The organism is Natronomonas moolapensis 8.8.11, from assembly GCF_000591055.1.
Taxonomy (GTDB): domain Archaea; phylum Halobacteriota; class Halobacteria; order Halobacteriales; family Haloarculaceae; genus Natronomonas; species Natronomonas moolapensis.
The window spans coordinates 2,063,643-2,087,109 of sequence record NC_020388.1 but is presented as its reverse complement, the minus strand read 5'-3'; the positions used below and the strand labels follow the sequence as shown (position 1 = coordinate 2,087,109).

General features: G+C 66.0%; 20 protein-coding genes and 3 pseudogenes. 15 read left to right on the top strand and 8 right to left on the bottom strand.

The features are described from left to right. Positions 1-91 precede the first annotated feature (91 nt). The 3 genes and pseudogenes from NMLP_RS10050 to NMLP_RS10040 form a co-directional block, all read right to left on the bottom strand. Positions 92-1,264, bottom strand: a complete 1,173-nt coding sequence (locus NMLP_RS10050; protein ID WP_015410005.1) for a tubulin/FtsZ family protein — start codon at positions 1,262-1,264, stop codon at positions 92-94. A gap of 47 nt (positions 1,265-1,311) precedes the next feature. Further along, positions 1,312-2,496: a tubulin/FtsZ family protein gene (locus NMLP_RS10045; RefSeq protein WP_015410004.1), complete on the bottom strand. Its 1,185-nt coding sequence runs from the start codon at positions 2,494-2,496 to the stop codon at positions 1,312-1,314. Positions 2,497-2,684: 188 nt separating this feature from the next. Continuing rightward, positions 2,685-2,912, bottom strand: a pseudogene (locus tag NMLP_RS10040) (hypothetical protein); the annotation flags it as partial. 914 nt (positions 2,913-3,826) lie between these two features. Between NMLP_RS10040 and NMLP_RS10035 the strand changes: the two are divergent. Next, on the top strand, positions 3,827-4,822 hold the full coding sequence (locus NMLP_RS10035; protein WP_015410003.1) for an NAD-dependent epimerase/dehydratase family protein: 996 nt from the start codon (positions 3,827-3,829) through the stop codon (positions 4,820-4,822). Positions 4,823-4,902: 80 nt separating this feature from the next. After that, positions 4,903-5,961 carry an NAD(P)-dependent glycerol-1-phosphate dehydrogenase gene (locus tag NMLP_RS10030; RefSeq protein ID WP_015410002.1) on the top strand — a complete coding sequence of 353 codons (1,059 nt, stop codon included), beginning with the start codon at positions 4,903-4,905 and terminating at the stop codon, positions 5,959-5,961. Between the two features lie 21 nt (positions 5,962-5,982). Here NMLP_RS10030 and NMLP_RS10025 read toward each other — a convergent pair whose 3' ends face one another. Both NMLP_RS10025 and NMLP_RS10020 read right to left on the bottom strand, forming a co-directional pair. Continuing rightward, complete coding sequence (locus NMLP_RS10025) at positions 5,983-6,747, bottom strand: Nif3-like dinuclear metal center hexameric protein (protein ID WP_015410001.1); 765 nt, start codon at positions 6,745-6,747, stop codon at positions 5,983-5,985. 100 nt (positions 6,748-6,847) lie between these two features. Continuing rightward, positions 6,848-7,462, bottom strand: coding sequence for a hypothetical protein (locus tag NMLP_RS10020; RefSeq protein ID WP_015410000.1), 615 nt, complete (start codon positions 7,460-7,462; stop codon positions 6,848-6,850). 87 nt (positions 7,463-7,549) lie between these two features. Between NMLP_RS10020 and NMLP_RS10015 the strand changes: the two genes are divergently transcribed. From NMLP_RS10015 to NMLP_RS09970, 13 genes and pseudogenes are all read left to right on the top strand, one after another. Further along, positions 7,550-8,695: an acetate and sugar kinases/Hsc70/actin family protein gene (locus NMLP_RS10015; RefSeq protein ID WP_015409999.1), complete on the top strand. Its 1,146-nt coding sequence runs from the start codon at positions 7,550-7,552 to the stop codon at positions 8,693-8,695. Positions 8,696-8,834: 139 nt separating this feature from the next. Then, on the top strand, positions 8,835-9,437 hold the full coding sequence (locus NMLP_RS10010) for a hypothetical protein (protein WP_015409998.1): 603 nt from the start codon (positions 8,835-8,837) through the stop codon (positions 9,435-9,437). A 74-nt stretch (positions 9,438-9,511) separates the two neighbouring features. Then, positions 9,512-9,685, top strand: coding sequence for a hypothetical protein (locus NMLP_RS15455; RefSeq protein WP_160169594.1), 174 nt, complete (start codon positions 9,512-9,514; stop codon positions 9,683-9,685). A gap of 74 nt (positions 9,686-9,759) precedes the next feature. Continuing rightward, positions 9,760-10,233, top strand: a pseudogene (locus NMLP_RS16205) (universal stress protein). Positions 10,234-10,404: 171 nt separating this feature from the next. Then, positions 10,405-12,063, top strand: coding sequence for a COG1361 S-layer family protein (locus NMLP_RS10005; RefSeq protein ID WP_015409996.1), 1,659 nt, complete (start codon positions 10,405-10,407; stop codon positions 12,061-12,063). Positions 12,064-12,150: 87 nt separating this feature from the next. Further along, complete coding sequence (locus tag NMLP_RS10000; protein WP_015409995.1) at positions 12,151-14,496, top strand: efflux RND transporter permease subunit; 2,346 nt, start codon at positions 12,151-12,153, stop codon at positions 14,494-14,496. A 102-nt stretch (positions 14,497-14,598) separates the two neighbouring features. Next, positions 14,599-15,639 carry an NAD(P)/FAD-dependent oxidoreductase gene (locus NMLP_RS09995; RefSeq protein WP_015409994.1) on the top strand — a complete coding sequence of 347 codons (1,041 nt, stop codon included), beginning with the start codon at positions 14,599-14,601 and terminating at the stop codon, positions 15,637-15,639. Between the two features lie 99 nt (positions 15,640-15,738). Further along, positions 15,739-16,023 (top strand): DUF7545 family protein, encoded by a 285-nt coding sequence (locus tag NMLP_RS09990; RefSeq protein WP_015409993.1) that lies wholly within the window; start codon positions 15,739-15,741, stop codon positions 16,021-16,023. 394 nt (positions 16,024-16,417) lie between these two features. Further along, a pseudogene (locus tag NMLP_RS15910) lies at positions 16,418-16,621 on the top strand (RNA-guided endonuclease TnpB family protein); the annotation flags it as partial. 357 nt (positions 16,622-16,978) lie between these two features. After that, positions 16,979-18,406: a Fe-S cluster assembly protein SufB gene (gene sufB / locus NMLP_RS09985; protein WP_015409992.1), complete on the top strand. Its 1,428-nt coding sequence runs from the start codon at positions 16,979-16,981 to the stop codon at positions 18,404-18,406. A 284-nt stretch (positions 18,407-18,690) separates the two neighbouring features. After that, the gene (locus tag NMLP_RS09980; protein WP_049926428.1) at positions 18,691-18,993 is read left to right on the top strand and encodes a hypothetical protein; all 303 of its coding nucleotides are present in this window, start codon (positions 18,691-18,693) and stop codon (positions 18,991-18,993) included. Next, a complete protein-coding gene (locus NMLP_RS09975) occupies positions 18,990-19,859 on the top strand; it encodes a 2-oxoacid:ferredoxin oxidoreductase subunit beta (protein ID WP_015409990.1) in 870 nt (289 codons plus the stop codon). Before NMLP_RS09980 ends, NMLP_RS09975 begins: the two co-directional genes overlap by 4 nt. A gap of 676 nt (positions 19,860-20,535) precedes the next feature. Next, a complete protein-coding gene (locus NMLP_RS09970; RefSeq protein WP_015409989.1) occupies positions 20,536-21,534 on the top strand; it encodes an ornithine cyclodeaminase family protein in 999 nt (332 codons plus the stop codon). Positions 21,535-21,786: 252 nt separating this feature from the next. Here the strand turns inward: NMLP_RS09970 and NMLP_RS09965 are convergent, their stop codons facing one another. The 3 genes from NMLP_RS09965 to srp19 all read right to left on the bottom strand — a co-directional run bounded on the left by NMLP_RS09965 (position 21,787) and on the right by srp19 (position 23,459). After that, positions 21,787-22,863, bottom strand: coding sequence for a presenilin family intramembrane aspartyl protease PSH (locus NMLP_RS09965; RefSeq protein WP_015409988.1), 1,077 nt, complete (start codon positions 22,861-22,863; stop codon positions 21,787-21,789). 93 nt (positions 22,864-22,956) lie between these two features. Further along, on the bottom strand, positions 22,957-23,184 hold the full coding sequence (locus NMLP_RS09960; protein ID WP_015409987.1) for an H/ACA ribonucleoprotein complex subunit GAR1: 228 nt from the start codon (positions 23,182-23,184) through the stop codon (positions 22,957-22,959). Then, complete coding sequence (srp19, locus tag NMLP_RS09955; RefSeq protein WP_015409986.1) at positions 23,181-23,459, bottom strand: signal recognition particle subunit SRP19; 279 nt, start codon at positions 23,457-23,459, stop codon at positions 23,181-23,183. Before srp19 ends, NMLP_RS09960 begins: the two co-directional genes overlap by 4 nt. Positions 23,460-23,467: the final 8 nt, after the last annotated feature.

Below are 23,467 nucleotides of genomic sequence, written 5' to 3'. Positions count from 1 at the left end.
GGGGGCCTCGAAGGGCCTGTCCGCACCTGCCCGGAACGCCGAGAGGACGGTCCCCGTCGATCGGCACCCGCCGGGATACCCCCCGGGACAGCTACCCGGACTCCTCGGACGCCGGTACCGCGTCGCCGACGCGTTCGCGTTTGTGTTCGACGGCGTCCCGTTGCATCGAGTCGATCCGGGGGACCGACGTGACGTTCGAGAGCAACACGGTCGCCGCGACAGTCGACGATCCGGCCCGCGGATCGTCGCCGGCGAGCACCTCGACCGTGTTCGTTTCCTCCTCGATCAGCTGGCGGGCGCTCTCGAAGCCCCGCCGGGAGAGCTTCCCGGGCGGGCCGGACAGCACAACAAGGGCGCGCTCGGCGCTCGACACCGCACACGGCAGCGTCAACTGCGAGTTCAGTGCCTGTCCGACGAGGCTCTGAATCTTCCCCGCATCGGTCTGTTCATCCGACGTCTCGCGGCCCCGGCTGCCGGGAAGGATCGACAGGAGCCACGACAGGAGTCCCCCATCGTTGTCGAGTTCGATCGAGGCGTAGCCGATCGACGCGACGCCACCTGGCGAGAGCGTGCGGACGATATCGCTGGCGTCTAGGGTGTTCGCTCCGATCGACGAGGGATCGGGACCGCCTCTGGCGAACAACGTCAGGACCCGCAACGCCAGTTCGCGATTGGCCCGCCCGTATCGTTCCTCGGCGGCGTCGGCGCTGTCGTCGGCATCGGTGCCACCGTCGGTGTCGACCCAGCGGTCGTTGTCGAACAGGAGGGTGCTGTCGGCGGCCGGTACGATAGATCTGAGCGATCGGGCGGCGTTCAGCGCCGCGTGGTTTCCCCCGTCCGCGCCGGGGAGGACGCCGAGGACGTACACCGGTTTGTCGTACAGCTCCTGCAGTCGCTCGACGAGTACGGCGCCGGCACCGCTTCCGGTTCCACCGCCGAGCCCCGCAACGAGTAAGACGCCGTCCAGCTCGCGCATGCTGATCGTATCGAGGGCACGCTGTATCTCCGGGGCGTCCGCGCGGGCGACCTCGACCGCGAGCTCCTGGTCGCCGTCGACGCCGTCGTCGACCCCGCGGTGCGTATCGCCGATCGTCACGCGTTGCGCTTGGGGGACGTGATCGAGGGCGCCGCCGAGCGTACGCGAGATATCGACCGTTAGCAGGTTCCCGTAACACAGCTGTCGATCACCGTCGGTCTCGATACCGCGAACCGCATCGACGACGCGGGCCCCGGTACCGCCAACACCGACGAGCGCGAGTTTCATTGCTGGCCTCCTCGCGAAACGAAGGCACGGTCAGTTACGGACACGGTTCAGATGACCGGATCGAGGTCGTCGTTTTCGTCCGTAATCAGATCGTTGATCTTGTCCTCGCGGGCGGCTTCCTGTTCGGCGATCTGTTCTTGGGCGTCGACGGCTTGGTTCTGCAGCGTCTCGATCCGGGGGGCGTTCGAGACGTTCGAAAGAAGCACGGCCGCAGCGAGTCGCGACGAGCCTTCCCGGGGATCGTCACCGACGAGGATCTCGACGGTCCCGGCCTCCTGCTCGAGCCACTGGCGGGCGCTCTCGATGCCTTTCCGGGAGAATTCGCTGGGCGGCCCGGACACGACGACGAGCACCCGTTCGGCGCTCGAGACCGCACAGGGCAGCGTAAGACGCGAGTTGGTCGCCCGGCGGACGAGTGATTTGATCTTTTTCGCCTGGCTGGCGTCGTCGAGATGGTCCTCGGCGTTCGCCCCGCTCCCGCCCCACCTGTCGAGTAGCCCTTCGGGCTGTGCGTCGACCGCTGTGGCGGCGTAGCCGATCGAGGAGACCCCGTCGGTAGCCAGCGTCCGGATGATGTCGCTCGAGTCCATCGCGTTCTCCGCGACGTCCGTCTCGTCCGTCTCGCCCGCCGCGAGCAGCGTCACGATCCGGGCCGCCAACTCGCGGTTCATCGACTCGTATCCTTCCTGTATCGTCTGTTCTCGAGCGCGCCAGGCGTCGTTGTCGAAACCGATGAAATTATCGACCTTGTTGACGAACGACTGGAGCGACCGAGCGGCGTTCAGCGCCGGGCGGCCCCCCTCGTACTCGCCGGGGAGGATACCGAGGGCGTACACCGGTTCGTCGTACATGTCCTGGAGGGCGTCGATGACGACGGGGCCGCCCCCGCTGCCGGTGCCGCCGCCGAGGCCCGCGGCGACGAGTATCGCGTCGACGTTGTGGATCTCGATGTCGTCGAAGGCGCGACGGATCTCGTCGACGTCCGCGGACATGACCTCGGCACCGATCTCGACGTCGCCACCGACGCCGTGGCCCTTCGATTTCTGGTTCGTGTCGCCGACCAGTACGCGCTGCTCTTCGGGTATGTATTCGGGTTTGGCGAGGTCCGTCCGGGCGGTGTTGATCGCGTGGACGTGTCGACAGAGGCTCCGATTGGTCTTCGACTCGAACTCGACCATCCGGTCTACGACCTTGCTTCCGGCGTTCCCGACGCCGATTGTAGCGAGCTTCATAACTATTGGTTTGATTGATTGCACCCGAGGATATAGTTAGTTTGGTTCACTAATATGCCGACTTGTCGTTTCTCGTGAACGTCCCGCACGCCAGCGTGGGCTCTCGGCCGGCGCGTGGCGACCCCACGTTCCGTTCTCCCGGCGAGGTTCCGTTTTATCCGCGCCACAGCTCACCCCATCTAGCGGGATCACGGCGTGACGACCAGATCGAAACGGTAGGTTGCGGTTCGGTACTCGGCGACGACGCCCCGAAAGCGGACCTGGCGGTCGTAGCTACCGATCGGTCGGCGGTCGTCGGCGATTCCGAGCGCCTCCAAAACCTCGGAGAGGCCGTCCGAAGGCGGTGCGGCTTCCTCGTAGCGGCGGGGCTCCGACTCGCTGATAGCGTCGTCTATCACGCTCCGGGCGCGATCGGAGAAGTCGCTGGCGCGCAGATCGTGTCTCGCTCTTGGCACTGCTCGCCGAGGTCTGAGAGGAAGTTCTCCGGGAGCCGGAGGGTCGGCTTCTCGTCGTTCCCATTGGCGGTGGTGTCGGATCGAACCGTACTCCATAGTGCGAGCGTAGTATCAAAGGAGGCCCGGCTTCGATGCGGGGGGTGGAAAGTGGACTCGACTGGACACAACAGAGAACGGCAATTCACACAGAATCCATAACAGCGCCCCGAGACGTAACCGACCCCACCCGAGTTCGTTCGGTCTGACGATCCCGTCCGCCGAGGGTTGGTGGTCGGATTTTGATGTGCTTCTCGCCGTCAGTTGGCGCGGCGGGGCGTCTTGTGCGCCTCGCCCACCGGACGCCCGTTTGCGTCGACGAACCCACCATCTGGGACCGGGTGACTACAGCCCGTCCTGCACGATAGCCGTGGTCCCACAGCACTACTCGACAGTACGGACCGATGCAACCTCACGGCTCTCTCCCACTGTGTCAGTGTCCTCCTCGACCAGCTCGCTCGCCTCGGTCGCTCCTCGAGGTCGGGGGCTCCACCTCGAAGTACGCTGAAACGCGATCCGTTCGACGCGAAGGCGTTTCTGTACGGCGATCCTGAGACCTCCGCACTCTACGACGCCGCCGTCCCGCTTTCGAGTCGTGGGACCGGGGCCGACGGGAACCGACCCGTGGCGAAGCTGTCGAGCGACTCCGGGGAGGGACCGTGGCGGCGACGGCCGGTGTGGTTCGACCGGCGCGGAACCGAGACGTTGCTCGAACTCGGACGGAACGGCGACAGAGACCGCCCGTTCGGGTGACCGACGTGGCGACTCCTGTGTTCAGGTACGCACACCGACGGGGCCGTCTCCGCACCACTTTTCGCCGTGGCCGCCCCATCGGCCGTATGACCGATCACGCACTCGTCATCGGCGGCACCCGTTTTATCGGCCGTCACACGGTCTCGGAGCTACTCTCCGCCGGCTACGAGGTGACGATGTTCAACCGCGGCACGCACGCGAACCCCTTCGCGGACGAGGACCGCGTCACACACGTCGAGGGCGACCGGACGAACGATTCGGACCTCCGGCGCGCCGGGTTGGACGTCGAACCCGACATCGTGATCGACTGCGTCGCGTACCGTCCTCGTGACGTTCACACCGCGGTCGACGTCTTCGCCGATGTCGACGCCTACGTCTACGTCTCCTCCGGAAGCGCCTACGGGGCCGACCGCGTCCCGAAGCGCGAAGGCGAGACGCCGCTGTGTCCCTGTTCGGTCGCGGAGGCGACTGACGACACCGACGAGAGCTACGGGCCGCGGAAGGCCGAAGGGGACCGGGCGGTCTTTTCCGCCGCCGACCGCGGCGTGAACGCGATGTCCGTCCGGCCACCGGTCGTCTACGGCCCCCACGACTACACGGAGCGCTTCGATTACTGGATCGACCGCGTCGACACCCACGACCGGATCGTCGTCCCCGGAAACGGGTCGTCGCTGTGGCAACTAGCCTACGTCGAGGACGTCGCTCGCGCCCTCAGAATCGTCGCCGAACGGGGATCGTCCGGTGAGGCGTACAACGTCGGTGAGGACCACGCGCCGATCCTCCGCGAGTGGGTCGAACTGGTCGCTGAGGCCTGTGCGACCGACGTCACGCCCGTCTTCGCGAGCGAGCGCGAACTCGGCGCGGTCGGGCTTTCGGCCGACGCCTTCCCCCTGTACCGCGGCTACCCGCACCTCTTAGATACGACGAAGCTCCGCGAACTCGGCTGGGAATCGACGCCCCACGACCGGGCACTCAGGGAAACCGTCACCGAGCACCGCGAGTCGGAACGCACCGGCCGCGAGAGCGGGCCGGATCGAAACACGGAGGTGCGGCTCATGGAGGTGTTAGAAACAGTCGGGTGACACGAAGGCTACAGCGCGACCCCGAGCCCGGATCGCCGGCCGGGGAGAACGGTTTTACATCCGCCTTACCGAGAGTCGATATGTTCGAAAAATCGACGTGGATCCGTCTCCCGCGGAGCGTCGTCGTCGGCCACGGCGTCCTCGATCGGGTCGTCGACGCCGTCGAGGAGCTGTATCTCGACGGCCGGCCGCTGATCGTCACGACCCCGTCGCCGCGGGAGCTGGCGGCCGATCGGCTCCGGGCCGACTTCCAGAGGGCCGGGATCGATCCCACAATCACGACCGTCGAGGAGGCGACGTTTTCGGCCGTCGAGGACGTGCTGGCGGCGGCCGACGCCGCTGACGCGGGCTATCTCATCGGTCTCGGGGGGGGCAAGCCGATCGACATCGCGAAGATGGCCGCCGACGAGCGCGGCTGTGGGCTCATTTCCGTTCCGACGGCGGCCAGCCACGACGGTATCGTCTCCGGGCGCGGATCGGTTCCCGACGGCGACACCCGGCACTCCGTCGCCGCCCACCCGCCGCTGGCGGTGGTCGCCGACACGGAACTCATCGCGGCGGCCCCCTGGCGGCTGACGACGGCGGGGTGTGCCGACATCATCTCGAACTACACCGCGGTCAAGGATTGGCAACTCGCCCACCGGTTGAAAAACGTCGAGTACAGCGAGTACGCGGGCGCGCTCTCGCAGATGACGGCGGAAATGCTGGTCGATCGGTCGGCGTCGATCAAGCGAGGCCTGGAGGAGTCCGCGTGGGTCGTCGTGAAGGCGCTCGTCTCCTCCGGGGTCGCGATGTCGATCGCCGGCTCCTCGCGGCCGGCGTCGGGAGCCGAGCACCTCATCTCCCACCAACTCGACCGGCTCGCGCCGGGCGCGGCGCTTCACGGCCACCAGGTCGGCGTCGCCTCGATCGTCACGGAGTATCTCCACAGCGGCGAAAGCGGCGAGTGGCGTCGTGTCAGGGACGCGTTGGCCGGGATCGACGCGCCGACGACCGCCGACGGGCTCGGGATAGAGAACGAACAGTTCGTCCGGGCGATGACGAGCGCCCACGGGATACGGGACCGCTACACGATCTTGGGCGACGGCATCGACGAGGACGCGGCGATCGAGGCCGCGACGACGACGGGAGTGCTCTGAGCGCGACCGTCGGCCGCCGGATCACAACCCGGTCGGATGATCGACGTACGTCGTCTCGATCCCCCAGTCCGCGACGAGGCGCTCGAGCCGTCGGACGCCGAACGTCTCTGTCGCGTAGTGGCCGGCGAGAAAGACGGTTACTCCGGCGGCCCGTGCCTCATGGTACGCCTTCTGTTTGCCCTCGCCGGTAACGAGCGCGTCGACGCCGGCGTCGGCCGCCTCGCGGATCCAGTCGGCACCCGATCCGGTCACGATCGCGACGTCCTCGATCGTTTCCGGGCCGAACTCGAGGGTCCGAACTGGTCGGCCGCCGGTGTCGAGCTCGTCGAGCCGATCGCGGAGTCCCCCCACCGACCACGGGGAACTCAGGCGGGCGCGCTGACCAATCGTGACGCCGTCGTACTCGCCGAACGGCACACACTCCTCACAGCCGAGAAACGACGCCAATCCGGCGGCGTTACCGAACTCGTCGTGGCCGTCCAGCGGGAGATGCGAGACGTACAGCGCGACATCGGCGTCGACACACGAGGCGATGCGGTCGTATTCGGGACCTGTCACCCGATCCAGGCCGCCCCAGACGAACCCGTGGTGGACGACGAGGACGTCAGCCCCGACGGCCGCCGCTTCCCGGACGGTCGCCGCCGCGCCGTCGACGGCGAACGCGGCGTGCTCGACGGCGGCGTCGGTCGGGCCGACCTGGAGCCCGTTGGCGCTGGCGTCGACGTCGGCGTAGACGTCGTGGTCGAGACGGTCGTTCAGCCGGCCGCTGAATTCGGCGAGGTCCATGTTCGACCGTCCCGTGGCTTCGTCTTGTATCCGGCGACGTGGCGGTCCGACCGGCCGGGCCCCGATTCGCGGTCGTTGACCCCTCGGGTGCCGTCCGCGATCACGTCGCGTCGGTGTTCGCACGCCCGACCGTCGAGGTCTCGCCCTCGGGGTTGTGAACGGTCACGCCGAACGACGCCGTCTCGACGGTCGTCACCGTCTCCGACTGCGCGCCGACGACGTCTATTCGGATCGTTAACTCGACGCCCGTCGTTTTCGAGGCCCCCGGCGCGAGGTCGCCGCCGAAGTCGCCGAGGGTGACCGCGGAGCCGGTCGCCGTCAGATCGAAGCGGTCGAGCGCTATCGTCGCCGTCCCGTCCGTCCGATCGAACCCGTTACCGTCGACCGTCACGGCGCCGTCGGTGACGGGGGCGTCGAACAGCACGTCGAACCCGCCTTCACCCTCGAGGGCGGCCGAAACCGTCATTTCGACGGTTTCGACGCCGCCACCGAAATCCGCCCACGCGAGTTCGAACGTCGGTTCGATCGTGACGGCGTCCAACTCCCCGTCGTTTCGCTCGACTCGAACGTCCTCGGCCAGGAAACGATCGTCCGCTTCGAGCGCGGCAGAGGGCCGCGACCCGGCGTATCCGATCCCCACCGCGGTCCCCAGTCCGGTCAGGATCGCGGCGGTCCGTTTCAACGCCCTGCGACGTCCCGGGGTCAGTTCGGGCATGGGACGTCTTGCTCCCCTGACCGGATATAAACCCTCGCCAGCGGTTACGAGGAAAGGGTATATGATGCCCTTGGGCGATGATCCGGTATGAGTGAAACGGAGTCCGACGGCGAGGGCGCTAACGGTGATACGGGTGCGGCCGACGACGGATCGGCCGACGGTGACGGGACGTCGGCGTCCGGAGGCGACGTGGCCAACGGGGGCGACGGCGTCGCTCCGGTCGGGGTCAAACTCGGCAGCACGAGGACCGTCGTCGTCTACCCCTCACCGGACGGCGAGGGGACCGAAGTCGTCCGGACGCTGACGTGTCTGGCCACCTACGAGGACGTACTGACCGGCGAGGAACGCGTCCTCTACGGCGAGGAGGCCGCGATCGAGTACCCCGACACTGTCGAGTTCATGCTTCGGTCGGGACTACCGGAGGACGACGACAGCGCCGAGGCGGCGGCGACCTTCTTTCGGGAACTGCTCGCGGCCAACGACATCCCCGAGAACAGCGCCGTCGTGTACGCCATCCCGACGATCGACAACGAGGCCGGGTTGGCAAACCTCGAGGCGGTCATCGAAGGGAGTTCGATCGGCGGCGAGTTGGTCCGAAGCTACCCCGAATCCCTCTGTGGCTCGCTGCCGGCCTTCGAGAGCCAACTGGACGCGATCGACGACATCTTCGTGGCGATCAACATGGGTTCGACCAACCTCGAGGTCTGTGCGTACCGCCGGGGCGAACAGCTCGTCCCGCTCTCGACGGGGTCGATCACCGGCAACGAGATCGACCGACGGGTCGCCAACTACGTCGAAGAGGAGACCCAGGGGCGAGTCAACATCGACCTCACGACGGCCCGCGAGTACAAAGAAGACCACGCGGACTTCGAGAGCTTCGAGCCCTTCACCGACGTCATCCAACAGCCCGGCGGGGGCTCCCACGAGTTCACAATCGAGGACAGCGTGATGGACGCCTGCGACGAGTACGTCGACGAGGTGGTCGACGAGGTCGCGAACGGCTTCCTCCCGGAACTCGCGAACAGTCACATGAAAGTCTATCAACTCGCCCTCGAGAAGCCGATCGTGCTGACCGGCGGGATGGCGTGTCTGCCGGGAATCGTCGAGGAGGTCGAAACGCGGCTCAGCGACGAACTAAAACGCGACGTCACCGCGATACGCGCCGACCGACCCGACCTCGCCGCCGCGGAGGGGGCCTACGAGATGGCCGGCTACCTCGCATCGAACCTCTAGCCACCGCGCGTCGAGTTCGCTCGCCCGCGCGCTCGCACCGAGTTCCCGGGCCGCCCCTCGTCTGGTACCTGGGCCGCCTCGGATGCCGAAACCGACCCAGCCTATTTGTCCGAGTGCCCGAAATTGATTGCGGAGAACCATGTCGAACGGTCTCGCGGAACCCGGGGTGCTCGACCGGATCGATCTGTCGTCGTCGGCCCCCGATCCCGACGACCGCCTGCTGCCGGGCGAGACGCCGGTCGCTGCGGTGGCGCTTTCGCCGGGATGGATCGCCGTTACCGACCGAAGCGTCCTCAGTTACCACCCCGACCGGGACCCCGCCGTCGTTCGGACGCCCCGGCCGAACGTCACGTCGGTCGCGCTCAGGCGGACGGGCGCACGGACGCTGTTGCGGTACGTGCCCGGCGCGCTCGTCTACGCGCTCGCCGCGCTCGCGGTCGGCGCGCTCCTGTTGGCGGTGTCGCCGGGGGAACTCGTCGCCGTCCCCGACGCCCCGGGTGCCGGCGGTCTGGAGTCGATCGTCCGAACGCTCGGGTGGGCGAGCCGGCTGCTCGGCACCGTGCTCGTGTTCAGCGGCATCCTGATCGGGCTGGGCGTCGCGGTCGTCGTCGGCTACTGGCTCTCGGCCCGGGAGGTCGCCCTCGTCGTCGAACGGGGGGCGGCCGACCCGATCGAGTGTCCGACTGACCGGCAGACGGGTCGGCACGCCCTCGAAACGTTGCGGGAGGCGATCCCGGAGTGACCGCACCCGCCGATGGCTGTGCCATCGCCACGGCTCGGACGGTGGTACGACCGACCGAAACGACCGTGGATGTCATGTATTCCCCCGCCGTCGATCCGGTATCGATGCTGCCCGAACGCACACCACGACCCGAAACCTTCCGGGATGCCGAACGCGCAATGACCCAACTGGCCGTCCTCGGGATGCTCATCGGGGTCGCGTCCGTCCTCACGGGGGCGCTGGCGGCGTTCATGTTGTTGGGTGCGTGAGTCGTGCTGTCGCGCGTGACTTCTCCTCTTGGAGCGGGTATCGACGCTGGCTTTTGTATTCGTGCCGCGGGTAGCTGTGTACGTATAGCGAAATTCTGCTGCCGACGGACGGGAGCGAAACCTCGGAGGTCGCAGTCGACCACGCCGCCGATCTGGCCGACCGATGCGACGGCCGGATTCACGGGTTGTTCGTGGTGGACAGTGGGCCAGTAGAGTGCGTCGGCGGAGGCTATCCCGAGGCCGTCTAAAAGATCGAGGAACTCGGACACGAGGCGGTCGAACGCGTCCGTCAGGCCGGCGACGAACCGGGTGTCGAAACCGAGACGTCGGTCGCTCCGGGGGCAGTCCACCGGACCATCAGCGAGTACGTCGACGACAACGACGTCGACGCTGTCGTGATTGGTACCCACAGGCACCAGGGTGTCGGACGCCACCTCCTCGGATCGGTCACCGAACGCGTCATCCGCACCGTCGCGTTCCCGTCGTGGCGATCACGGAGGCCGGGGATCTGGTGGACTGAACCAGTCCCTGCGAACCGGTCGGTATAAGTATCTGTGTTTCATAGTATTGTATAGATAACGAATGACTATCTGCCAGACAGAACCGCAAAACCGATCGGTGTCACGGTCGCGGCGGCGTATGGCGCGGACATCCGAACCCGCGGGCGCGCGCTCGGCGATAGCGGCGAGCGAGCGCCGACCGAGTCGGGGGCGGTCGCGATGAGCGAGCGGACCGACGGGGAAGACGGGGACCTCGGCTACCGGGTGCTCGCTGCCGTCGTCGGCCTCGCCGTCGTCAGTTCGCTTCTCGTCTCCGGGGTCGCCGGAAGCGTCGGCGCACAGGGCGCGGCGGGCGGCGACCCCGACCTCGAGGTGTTCGCCCCCGATCCCACGCTGACGCCGGGGACGAGTACCCAACTCGACCTGCAGATCGCGAACGACGCCGAGGCCGACTTCGGCACCGCGCAGGACCGCGATCGAGTGACGGTCGCCCGAAACGTCCGGATCGACGTCGACGCCGACGACGCGCCGATAACCGTCGAATCGGGCCGTCACTCGGTCGGCAGCGTCTCCGAGAACCGACCCACGACCGCGCCCATCGCCGTCGACGTTCCCGAGGGCGCCAGCCCCGGCACGTACGATATCGACGTCGAACTCGAGTACTCCTACACGTCCGGGTATTTCCCGCGCGGCGAGGTCGAATACGACCGCACGCGGACTGTCACCCGAACCGTCGAGATCGAGATCGACGACGGTCCCCGGTTCGCGCTGTCGAGCGCCGGGGACGCCGCCGTCCAAATCAGCGAAACCGGAACGGTCGCCGTCGAGATCGAGAACATCGGCGCTGAACCGGCCCGAAACGTCGCGTTACGGCTCGAGTCTGTGAGCTCAATGCTCACATTTGGCGAGCGAGCGGGGGACACCGCCCGGATCGACCACCTCGCCCCCGGCGAGACGAAATCCGTCGCCTACGAGGTCAGCGTCGCCCCCGATGCCCCCGACCGAACGTACGAACTCGACGGCACCGTCAGGTACACCGACCCCGACGGTATTCGGGGATACGACGACGACGGCCTCTCGGTCGGCGTCGGGGCGATCGCCGAGCAGAGCTTCTCGATGACCGCCGAGGAAACGACGTTGCACGCCGACGAGGAGGGCGACGTCGCGGTGACGATCACCAACGAGGGACCGGTGACTGCCCGCGACGTGTCCATCAGCCTCGCCAGCGAGTACCCGAACGTCCGGCTACTCGAGAACGCCGTCTCGGCCGGCACGCTCGCACCCGGCGAGTCAGCGACGGTCGATCTCCCGTTCGACCTCGGCCGCGAGGCCGACCCCGTCTCGAAGACGCTCGATATGAACGTCGGCTACCGAACCGCCGACGGTGAGCACCGGGTCGACCCCGATCACTCGCTCGTCGTCGATATCCAGGAGCGCCGAGACGCCTTCCTCGTCGAAATAACCGACGCGACCATCACGGCGGATTCCTCGCGACTCGTGGAGGTGACAGTGACGAACAACCGCGATCAGCGCCTCACCGACGTCGAAGCGAAGCTCGGGGCCAGCGACCCCCTCGACAGCGACGACGACGAGGGGTACGTCGAAGCGCTCGATCCCGGCGAGACGACCACCATGACGTTCGAGCTCTCGGCCACCGGCGACGCCAACCCAAAGACCTACTCGGTCGCGATGGACGTCCGCTACGACGACGAGAAGGGCAAGACCAAGATGTCGAGCGTCTACCGCCTGCCCGTCGAGGTCGAGGCGAGCGGCGGCGTGTTGCCGTTTTGGCTCGCTCCCGGCGGCCTGCTCTCGCTCGTCGCCGTCGGCGGCATCGTCTACTCGCGGCGGCGTCAGGGGAACACCCCCGGGAACTGACGTGTTCGAGCACAGCCACCCGGTCGCGCGGACGGCCGGACGAACCGACCGACAGCACGCCCGCTGTCGACGGTTCCGGATCCTACCATGAGCGACGACAGCACACCACTACGTGATCGACTGGAGCGAATCGGCCGCTTCTCGGCGGCGAACCGCCGTGTGATCTTCGCCGTCGTCGCCGTGTTGATCGTCGCCTCGATGGGCATCGCGGCCACCTCTGTGTACATGAGCCTGGGGATGGAGCTGTACATCGACGACGACTCCCAGGTCAACCAGGACTGGCAGGAGGTCAAGGCGGACGACGAGTTCGACGTCGGCAACGCGGTGTACGTCGCCGTCGAGACCGACCAGCTGTACGATCCCGAGACGATCCGGGCTATCGACCGTCTCGACGGCCGCTACACCTCGGCCGACGAGTTCACCTCGGTAACGAGCCTCGCGGACGTCGTCCGGGCCGGCAACGGCGGCGAGATACCGGAGACTCAACGCGGCGTTCGGGCCGCGATCGACCGCACCGCGTCGATGGACCCGAGTGCCGAGCGCCTCGTGACGAACCTGAACCCGGACCCACAGACGGCGTTCGTCATCGCGACCTACGGCGAGGTGGACGTTCCGGACGCCGAGGACCAGTACTTCGGGTTCCTGCCGGGTACCGAAGGCGGTGTGGTCTCGGAGACCGTCGCCGACGAGACCGACGCGACGTGGCTCCCGCCGCACGTCGACGTGACCATCACCGGGACGCCGGTGTTCGAAACCGCCGCCTTCGGGCTGATGCTGCCCGAGATGGTCCAGCTGTTCGCGATCGCCTTTGCGATCATCTTCACCATCGTGTTTCTCGTCATGCGCGGACGGGTCGAACGGACCTGGGAGGTGGCGTTGCCCCTCTCGACCGCGATCGTCGCGTTGATCTACATGCTGGGCATGATGGGGATCGTCGGCTTCCAGTTCAACGCCATCATGCTCGGGGTGTTACCCATCGCGCTCGGGCTGGGGATCGACTTCAGCCTCCAGTTGCACACCCGCTACATCGAGGAGCGCGAGAACGGGCGCGAGCCCGTCGATGCCGCCGGAGCCGCAGCCCGGACGACCGGCAACACGCTGTTGCTCGCGATGGCGACCACGTCGATCGGCTTGGGGGCGCTTTTGGTGTCGGCGGTGCCACCCACCCGCCAGCTCGGCGCGACCGCCGCCTTCGGCGTCGTCGCCGCGACCGCACTCTCGCTTACGTACCTCGTCGCGCTGTTGGTCCACTTCGACGACGGCGCCTACGACACGGCGGCGACCGACGGATCCGGGAACGACGCCGGCGAGGCGACCGCCGCCGACGGGCGGCTCGAACGGCTCGTCGACGGCGGCTCGAAGGCCATCGCCGCCTCGCCGATCGTAGTGTTGCTCGTCATGGTGGCCGCTATCGGCGGCGGCGCCGCGGTGTATCACGACGTGCCGACGACACAGGAGATGCTCGACTACTGGCCGGACATCGAGGAGCGCGAGGACCTCGAGGACCTCCAGGACACCGCCGAGAGCCCGAACGTGATGTACGTCACCGTCGAAGGGATCGACACCTACTCGCCGGCGACGTTCCGGCGGGCCTCGGCGTTCGAGACGGCGATCGAAGACCATGACGACGTCAACGCCGCGATGAGTGCCGTGAGCGCGACCGAGATGGCCGCTGGCGGGATTCCGGAGAGCCGCGCGCGGCTACTCGAGACCGTCGACCAGCAGGCCGAAAACGAGCTCCTGCCGATCGACTCCCGTTCGCAGACGCCGAACAAGATCCTCATCCAGCTGTTCGTCGGCGACGTCAAGGGCGAGGAGGTCAGACACCTCATCGACGACATCGAGGCCGAAGGGGAGTGGCACTTCGGCACCGAGCGCGTCGCGGTCACTGGAAAGCCGGTCGTCAACCGAAACGTCATCGAGAACGTCACCTCGGGGCGGGATCCGATGACCCTCCTGAGCTTCGGGATGGCGTTTCTGTTCTTGACGGCCGCGCTCCGGTCGGCCCGCGAGTCGGCGCTTTTGATCGTCAGTGTCGCCGTCAGCGCCGTGATGCTCATCTCGATGATGATGTATCTCTTCGAGATCCCGTGGAACCCCCTGACCGTCGCCACGGGGTCGATCGCGCTCGGAGCCGGGATCACCTACGGGATCCACGTTCACGAACGGTTCAAAGAGGAAATGTTCGCCCGCGGGGCCGCCCCCAAAGCGGCGATGCGGGAGGCGATGGTCAAGAAATCCCGCCCGGTCATCGGTTCGGGGACGACGACGCTGTTCGGCTTCGGCGTCCTCGGCATCTCGGAGTTCCCCGTCCTCGCGAACTTCGGGATCGCGGTCGCGCTCGCGATGACGTTCGCGCTCGTGACCTCGTTCGTGTTCCTCCCGGCGGCCGCGCTGACGCTCGCGACGCGGACGGACGCCTACAATCGATGACGCCCACGCGACCGTTGGACCGTCGCCCCGGCGGCACCCGGTTCCGAGCCGATCGGGGAAACCAACACAAGCTACATACCTGACGACAAGCTACACACCGACATGACAGACGACACAGAACACCGACGCCTCGTCGTCGCTGGCTCCGGGATTGCGGGGCTGTCGGCGGCGATCTACGCCGCGCGTTCGAATAACGACCCGCTGGTGCTCGAAGGCCCCGAACCCGGCGGCCAGCTCACGCTGACCACCGACGTCGCCAACTACCCCGGCTTCCCCGAGGGGATCGGCGGGCCGGAACTGATAAACGACATGAAAGCCCAAGCCGAGCAGTTCGGCGCTGAGATCGACACCGGCGTCATCGTCGACGTCGATCCGGGAACTCCCCACCGGATCGAACTCCGGGACGGCACCGTCTACACCGCCGACGCGCTCATCGCGGCCTCGGGCGCGTCCGCCCGGACGCTCGGCGTGCCCGGCGAGGACGAACTCATGGGCTACGGCGTCTCGACGTGTGCGACCTGCGACGGGGCCTTCTTCCGCGGCGAGGACATGATCGTCGTCGGCGGCGGCGACGCGGCCTGCGAGGAGGCGACGTTCCTCACGAAGTTCGCCGACACCGTCTACGTCGTCCACCGCCGCGAGGAGTTCCGCGCGGAGGACTACTGGATCGATCGGGTCCGCGAACACGAGGCCGACGGCGACATCGAGGTGTTGATCAACACCGAACTGCTCGAGATCGAGGGCTCCGCCGAGGCGGGCGTCGAGTCGGTGACGCTCGCGCGAAACCCGGAGGGCCACCCCACGGAGAAACTCGACGACCCCGACACCGAGCGATTCGAGATGGACGTCGGCGCGGTGTTCATGGCGATCGGCCACACGCCGAACACCGGCTACCTCGAGGGCACCGGCGTCGAGTTGGACGAGGCCGGCTACATCGAGACGCTCGGTGGGTCGGGCGGCAGCCAGACCCGGACGGGCGTCGAGGGTATCTTCGGGGCGGGCGACGTGGTCGATTTCCACTACCAGCAGGCCATCACCGCAGGCGGAATGGGATCGAAGGCCGCCATCGATGCCGACACCTACCTCGAGGACATCGAACGGGAGGGCGAGGCGGCGGCCGACCCCGCCGCGGCGGACGACTGATCGACCGGAGGCAGGCGTGTCCGACGCTGATACCGCCCCGGTGGCGGGACCGACACGCGACACCGGAAGGGCCTTCTGTCGCCGTCCGGAAGCTGACATATGCCAGACGAGACAGTCACGATGCGGATCGAAGGCGACGGCGAGGCCGACGAGGTAACGCTGCCGAGCGAGATGCTTGACCTCATGCGCGAGGACGAGGAGACCGACCCAGAGATCGTCGGCGACCTCGCGCTCTTTTCGTGTGCCCAGCGCATCCACGCGACGGTTCATCACGCCGAAGGCGGCGACACCGAGCAGTATCGGGAGATCGAGGAGACGACGATGGATCTGTTCGAGGACCGCTTCGGCGCGACGTACGGCGAGTTGACCGGTCACGACCACTAGCTCGCCGGATCGGATCGAGCGACGCCGAAGCGCCGGGAACGCATCTGTACGCCCGTTCGCACCGCTCGCCGACGCCCCCAACGGTGTGACCGCACCGATCAACTCCCGCCGCACCGGGCATCGGCAGATACTTCCCAGGAGTTCTTTTATAAATGGACGGCCCCGTCGAACGTCTCCCGGCGGCATTTATATACTGTGACGCAGGCGCGAACCCCACGAGTTCAGTCGTGGGATACGCGCGGTGCGCTCGACCGGCCGTCTGTCCGCATCAATTTTTGTGTGCGGAGAACTGGCAGTTGGCCCGGTGTTTGCGACGGCGAGAGCACGTCAGGCGTACGGTACCGAATATATAACTAACCTGCTTGAAAATTAAAACCTTCCGAGTAATGAGATCTATAATGCCTCGAAGAACACCGGTTTGCAGTATCTCTGTCGTCCCCAGAAATCTCCGATTTCTGGTGGGCGAACGAGACGCTCCGCGTCTCGTCAACGTCGGCAAAACGCAGACGACGGAGGCGCACCCGTAGACGTGCGCTTGAGTCGCGGGACGCTGAACGTGAGTAGAGAGCACAACCTTCCCGCCTCATCCGAGGCGTAGAACGGGAGTCTACGCGAAAGCCCTGCCCTCAGCGAGCGAGGTCGTCAGACCGAGCAAAGTAGGGTAGGGCGGCTTACCCCGCAGAGTATATTATATTATGTTATCGATAAGTATTGAACTCATCCATGGTCGCACTCTTGTTGGTGCTCAATAGGTGAACGCGTTAGCGTGTTAATATACATATATAAATAGGTGGGAAATATTTGAAATAATACGTGTACGCGCCGTATGCTGTCCGTGATCTCGATGAAAAGTAACTGCATTATTCCACAAGATGTGATGAGCGAAACCTTTTGTAGTTATACGCTCCCATTCCTGTCCCACAGCTTTTTATTACTATAGTGCAAAATATATTTGATGAGTTCCGAAGAACACCTGCAAGAGACCGACACCGAAGCCCGATTCGAATTCAAAAAAGAAGAATCCTCGGCCTTCGAAACTGCGAAAGGCCTCACCGAGGAAACCGTCCGCGTCATCTCCGAGGACAAAAACGAACCCGAATGGATGCTCGACCGGCGCCTCCGCGCCCTCGAGCAGTTCCAGGAAATGCCGATGCCGACCGACTGGCCCGGCCAGCCCGACCTCAGCGAAGTCGATATCGACGAAATCGTCCCCTACATCCGACCCGACATCGAGGCCCGCGGCGGCGCCGACAACTGGGAAGACCTCCCCGAGGAGATCCAAGACACCTTCGACAAACTGGGCATCCCCGAAGCCGAAAAGAACGCCCTCTCCGGCGTCGGCGCCCAGTACGAATCCGAAATCGTCTACCAGAACATGCAGGAACGCTGGGAGGACAAAGGCGTCATCTTCTGTGACATGGACAAAGCCGTCCAAGAACACGAAGAGATCGTCCGAGAGTACTTCATGACCAAATGCGTCCCCCCGAGCGACAACAAATTCGCCGCACTCCACGGCGCCATCTGGTCCGGCGGCTCCTTCGTCTACATCCCCGAGGACACGACCGTCAACATGCCGGTGCAGGCGTACTTCCGGATGAACTCCGAAGGCATGGGCCAGTTCGAACACACCCTCATCATCGCCGAGGAGAACTCCGAAGTCCACTACATCGAGGGCTGTTCGGCGCCGAAATACTCCGCGTTCAACCTCCACTCGGGTGGCGTCGAAGTGTTCGTCAAGGAGGGCGCCCACGTCCAGTACTCGACGGTGCAAAACTGGTCGAAAAACACCTACAACCTGAACACGAAACGCGCCATCGCGGAAAAAGACGCCACGATGGAGTGGGTGTCGGGATCGATGGGGTCGAAAGCGACGATGCTGTACCCCTCGACGATTCTGAAGGGGCCGGGCGCGACCGACAACCACATTACCATCGCGTTTGCGGGCGACGGACAGAACATCGACACGGGCGCGAAGGTGTATCACAACGCGCCGAACACGAAATCGACAATCGAGTCGAAGTCGATTTCGAAGGACGGCGGCCGGACGAACTACCGCGGGCTCGTCCACATCGCCGACGGCGCCGAGGACGCCTCGACGTCCGTCGAGTGTGACGCGTTGATGTTCGACAACGAGTCGACGTCGGACACGATGCCGTACATGGAGATCGAAGAGTCGAAAGTCGACGTCGCCCACGAGGCGACGGTCGGGAAGATCGGCGACGAGGACGTGTTCTATCTCCAATCGCGGGGGCTGGACGACGACGACGCCAAACAGATGATCGTCGCCGGGTTTATCGAGCCGATCACCGAGGAGTTGCCCATCGAGTATGCGGTCGAACTCAACCGGCTCATCGAGCTCGAAATGGAGGGCTCACTCGGGTAAGTTCCAACGATGTATGATCTCGCACAACGGGTATTGCCAGCAACTGGCCGGCGTAGTGAGCTTTTGACCACGGCTATCCGCACTTCGCCGGCGCACAGCCGCTGCTCCCGGCGTCGACCGGTAACTCGCCGCGAGAAAGCGGTGAAAACGAGGGCCGACGAGATCAGGTCGCGAGGCGAGCCTGCATAGTAATGTCCCTGCAATGTTATCGGTGTGACACGGAGTACGAGTATATCGGATCAGATCCGCATCTGGGTCGATGTCCCGCGTGCGGCTCCTCGTGTGTGCCGCCAGCCGGAGAACTGACTGTCGATGACTGGTCGAACTGGGAAAGTTCAAACGGACTACAAAAAGTCCGGGTCCGGGCGCTCGACGAGCGGGGCCGAGCCTTCGAGCTCAAGATCGCAGCACACAACGCGGTCGGAAAGCTCGTCGAAGTCGAAATCGAGGGAACCCGAATCACCGGCGTTCTCAATAGGAGCCAGCCGCCGTTCGATATTGGGACCAAGATCACGACCGCATTAGCACAGCTCGGCATCGACGAGCTCGAACCTACCTCGAAAGACTCCCCGGAAACGAATAGATGAGTTCCAACGTTCGATTCACCGAGTTCAAATCCGACAAGCAACCGACGTGGTGTCCCGGCTGCGGTGATTTCGGGACGATGAACGGCATGATGAAAGCGCTGGCCGAGACCGGCAACGATCCCGACAACACGTTCGTGGTCGCTGGCATCGGCTGCTCGGGAAAGATCGGCACCTACATGCACAGCTACGCGCTGCACGGTGTTCACGGTCGCGCCCTGCCCGTCGGGACCGGCGTGAAAATCGCCAACCCCGACCTCGAGGTGATGGTCGCCGGCGGCGACGGCGACGGTTACTCCATCGGCGCCGGCCACTTCGTCCACGCGGTCCGGCGAAACGTCGACATGACATACGTCGTCATGGACAACCGCATCTACGGGCTGACCAAAGGGCAGTTCTCCCCGACCTCTCGGGAGGATTTCGAGACCTCGACCTCCCCGGACGGGACGAACCAACAGCCCGTCAACCCCCTCGCACTCGCGCTCGCATCGGGCGGCACCTTCATCGCCCAGTCGTTTTCGTCGGACTCCCAGCGCCACGCCGAGATCGTCCAGGAGGCCATCGAACACGACGGCTTCGGCTTCGTGAACGTCTACTCGCCGTGCGTGACGTTCAACGACGTCGACACCTACGATTACTTCCGGGATGCGATCGTCGACGTCGGCGACGACGACTTCGATCACGACCGCACCGACTACGACGACGCCAAGGATCTCATTCTCGACCGCGACAAGGAGTACCAGGGCGTCATCTACCAAAACGAGAGTTCGGTCGGCTACGAGACACGCGAGGGCGTCGAAGAACCCATGACCGAGATTCCCGACGGCGCCCCCGAAGACGCGATGGACCTCGTCCGCGAGTTCTACTGATACGGAAGTAAGGTGACACCTTCCTCGTCGTGAACGGCGAGGGTTTCTCTCACAGGAGGCGCCCCGGCGTGGTGCCGAGTCGGTTTCAAGAGTGATTCTCCCGGTGTCGGCGGGGCGGGGTTCGACCCTCGATCGGAAGCGTTCACGAGAGCGGCGCGCTCGTGCAGCCCATCGGGACTCTTCGGGGTCTGATACTGATGGACGAAAGCACGTGGCACCGACACACGAGTGATCCGCCGGTCGCTCCGTCGAACGGGATTGATCGTCCAATTATAGAGATTCGAGGAGAATACTGGTGGCTTTAGCCACCAGATGAATCCGACAATTTACGTTACAAGCCATCGTGTCGTACGTCGTGCGTGGAGAACTGGCGGTTGACTCGGTGTTCGCCACGGCTCATAGCCGGAAACAAACAGTAAGCCGACCACGCCGATAGTCGTTAAACAATCAGGTACCTCGAAGCCCTCTCCGGGGTACGAGTAACGGCTTCGTGGCAAAGCCACTGGCTGACTGTCCAGCAAACCGTAGACTCCCAACCGTCGGGATTGACCTGCCCGGCCAACACCGGGTGGGAGGCCCGCGCCTTTACCCGCGGGAGGATGTCACGTCTTACTCGGCTGACCCGATGGCACCGGGGCGCCACAGCGGTTATGTCGTCCGCGCATCAACGCCGAGTATGACGGACGTCCTGTTCCTGCGAAGCGACGAACTCTCCGGGCTGGCGACGCCAGCCGATTACGTCTCGGCGGTCAGAGACGGGTACAGGAGCCACGCCAACGACGGCGCGGCCCGGCCCCGGAGCAAACTCGTCTCGGCGGATCCGCCGGGAATGTGTACCGGCTACTTCGCGATCCTGCCCGAGGTCGGCGCGATGGGCGGGTACACCTACGCCGCGGGGTTCGGCGACCGCGACGCCCACTTCGTGCTCCCGCTTTTCGACGCCGAGTCGGGGGAGCTGCTCGCGCTCTTGGACGGCGCGTCGATGAACCCGTTCAAAACGGGGGCGACGGGCGCGGTCGGCGTCGACGAGTTGGCCCGCGAGGACGCCCGGACGTGTGCCGTGATCGGGTCCGGCGCACAGGCCAGGGGCCAACTCAAAGCGGCGGCGACGGTCAGGGACTTCGAGGCAGTCCGCGTGTTCTCGCCGACGGCCGACCACAGACGCGCCTTCGCGTCCGAGTTCGACGACCGGTTGTCCGCCGACGTGCGTGCGGTCGAGAGCGCCGCCGCCGCCGCCGACGCTGCCGACGTCGTCCTCACGGCAACGACGGCGACCGATCCGGTCGTCCGCGACGTCGACCTCGACGAGGGCGTCCACGTTACCGCGATGGGCCAGTACGACCGCGGTAAGCGGGAACTCGACGCGGCGACGGTCGCCGGGGCGACCTACGTCCCCGACCTCCGCGAGCGCGCCTTCCAGGACGCCGGGTCGTTCCTCGCAGCCCGCGAGGCCGGGGCCGTCGACGACGACCACGTCCACGCGGAACTCGGGGAGGTCGTGGCCGGCCACAGCCCCGGGAGAACCTCGGCCGACGAAGTCACCGTCTTCGACAGCGGCGGGACGGGGATCGAGACTGTCGCCGCGGCGTGGATGCTCTACGAGCGCGCAACGGCGGAGGGCCTCGGCGAGACGATCGAGTTCGCCCCGGCGAGCGAGGCGCTGACGGGAGAGTGATACGGGCGGGGATCGGGCGATTATACGCAGAACAGGCGCAATACTACGGCCTTCAGGCCGTGGATACGCGCCGTCGCTCATACTGATGGACGAACTCACATGACACCGACGCACGAGTGAGCCGCCGGTCGCGCCGTCGAACGGCGTGCTTTGCGTCGTGTGTCCGTTCGTTTGGCCGTCAGTATCAGTGGCACCGTCCACCGATACCAGCAAGGCTAGATACTCCACGTCAAACACAGCCTTTAAAATACTTTATACATAAGGCGCGACCCCGACCGCCTCGACCAGCGCGACGCCCGCGAGCACCGCCCCGAGGAGGTATCCCGCGATCGCGCCGCCGTTGAGCAGCGGCAACCCGGCGTGGGCGCGGCCCTTCAGCACCATCCACAACAGGACAAGTAGCCCGGCGAGCGTCCCGACCATCGCGCCGAGCGCGGGGAGGGTGACCGCGAGGCCGGGGACGTCGAAAAGCGGCGCGCCCCCGGGCCTGAAGAACGCGGCCGAGGCGACGAGGATCGTCGGGATGACTGCGTCGCCGAGACCAATAAAGAAGGCGTCCCGGTCGAGGGGGTCCTCGGCGTCCGGAGCGTCCGGATCGTCGCTGTCCCCGTCGCCGTCGTCGCTGTCCCCGTCGCCGTCGTCGTTCCCCTCGCCGTCGTCGCTGTCCCCGTCGCCGTCGTCGTTCCCCTCGCCGTCGTCGCTGTCCCCGTCGTCGAGCGTCTCCGGGCCGCTGTCCTCCAGAAACGAATACGACGCTGTCAACGGAACCACGAGCACGACGGGCAGACTGAGGTCCATCACGCCCGAAGCGAGCGTGAGCATGTGTTCGGTGCCGTACACGGAGATCGCATCGTACACCGCGAGCACGACGAGCAGGACGATCGCGGGCAGGAGCCCGAAGCTGATCCCGAACAGCCCGGCTGCGCCGGCCCCCATCACGACTCCGGCGGCGTCGATAACGTACCACTCGGGGTAGGCCACGAGCCCGACACCGAGCGCGAGCGCGGCGACGACCGCCGGGACGTTGCCCCCGGCGACAGTGACCACCGGCGGGATCACGACGGTGAACACGTAAAACGAGAGAAACACCGCCGCAAAGAGGATGAGCCCCTGTAGCAGCCGGTCGACGCCGAAGCGCATCGCCGCGAGCATCACGACCGTAGCGACGAGGATGGCACCGAGGTACAGCAGGCTGTTTGTCGGATCGGAGGGGTCCTCGACGGTCTGGTAGCCGGCGTCCATGAACGGCTGGACCAACGCGAGTGCACCGAGTTGGACGAGCACGAAGAGCGAGAGCGTGGCGACGGCGGCGACGGCGGCCCGCTTCATACCGTACCGTCCCCGCCCGGTCGTTTGGGTATTGCGGTTCCCGATCGGGGTCTCCGAAGGGGACGCGGCGACAGCGGAGCGAACACTGGTTCGCTATCGTGCGTAGAGCTTCTCCCCGAGCAGCGTCGGCAGCGCGACGCCGTCGGACGGCGAAACGGCCAAATACGGACGCTCGACCGGCCCGAACACGTCGACGACCCGGCCGACATCGTCGAGTTCCGAGTCGACGACGTCGGTCCCGATGTCTGGGTGCGTCTCGTCCGAGCACCGGAGGATCGCGAGCCCCTGGGCGGTCCGGACGACCTCGCCGACGCGTCTCATTCGCGGAGGGCGGCGACGTAGGCGGCGACCGCGCCCAGCAGGTCGGACTTCGAGGCGTCGTCGGCGCCCCTGACGACGACCCGGCCGCGCGGTTCGTACTCTCGGGGGTACGCCCGGTCCCGATCGATGACGGCGTCGTAGCCGACCTGTTGGACCGCACTCGCGATCTCGTCGACGGTCGGGTCGGGAACGGCGAGGTCCTCGGCGACCCGTCGTCCCTCGTTCCGGGAGCACTCCGCGTCGAGGTAGGCGGGCCAAATGACGTTTTCGACCATGCCCGGGG